General features: G+C 33.3%; 1 protein-coding gene and 1 pseudogene. Both read right to left on the bottom strand.

All coding sequences use genetic code 11. From position 1 onward, the window contains the following. Window positions 1-449: sce7725 family protein (locus tag INF61_RS22760; RefSeq protein WP_193548158.1), on the bottom strand; the 449-nt coding region annotated here is incomplete at its 3' end. A gap of 46 nt (window positions 450-495) precedes the next feature. After that, window positions 496-934: pseudogene (locus tag INF61_RS22755) on the bottom strand (hypothetical protein); the annotation flags it as partial.

Raw genomic sequence — 934 nt, 5'->3', positions numbered from 1 at the left:
CCATCAATAGTGATATGAAATTCAATAAATTTTAATTTTGTTAACTTGGAAAATTCCACATCGCTAATACTTGGCTTGTTGTATATTAAAGCAACATTTGAACCTTCAAATGCTTTTAAGAAACCATTAAGGGTTTCAATTGCTACACTTGAGTCAACTATAAGGGTGGGGATAAGCGTTTTACATTTATCTAAATTATTTTTAATCGTTGCTACAAATTTTCTTCGAGCCTCTATATCTTTACTAAACTCATGCTGTTTTGGATTGATGACTAACATGACCCTCTTGTTTTTCTCTGAAAGTATCTCTAAACAACGTATAAGTTTATCGGTTTTGGTTAGCACAGGTTCAATTATCGGTATAAACAACTCAGCATTAGTACAACTTGCTGCCAATTCTCTTAGCGCTAACAGCTCAGAACCACGACCATATAGATATGGACTATACATATGACTCCCTCCAGAGAGAACAATGATCACATAAAGTTAAGCATCTCTACACTATCCCCAAAACCGTGAGGATCTTTTTACGTTGAACACTTGATAAAGCAGATGACATTCCCAACACACGAAGGCAACTAGGAAGGCAATTAACAAAGCTTACAATATCATCACTTGTCGTTCTGCCTCTCATTGCATTAATGTAAATATTGTGAGCTAAATCCTGAGGAATTTTTTTAAATATATCCTCGCAGAATGCATAAATAAGCCCGTTGGGTAAATTGATCTTCTCGCCAATGAATTTTTCTATTGCTGGAAGGTATTCACTTCTTTTCAGCATACGAAAAATATATAATATATCAACATTAGCTAAGTTTGACTCAGCATTTTTAACTATCTTAAGGCTACCTCTATAATTTAATGCAATAACACAAACTTTAACTGTAACAATATAAGCATATTTTTCAGTTATATTTGGATAAGTTACCACTAAA

This window comes from Enterobacter cloacae complex sp. P18RS, from assembly GCF_014982105.1.
GTDB lineage: Bacteria > Pseudomonadota > Gammaproteobacteria > Enterobacterales > Enterobacteriaceae > Enterobacter > Enterobacter hormaechei_C.
Note: the sequence above shows the minus strand (reverse complement) of the source record. Positions and strands in the feature narration are given on the sequence as shown.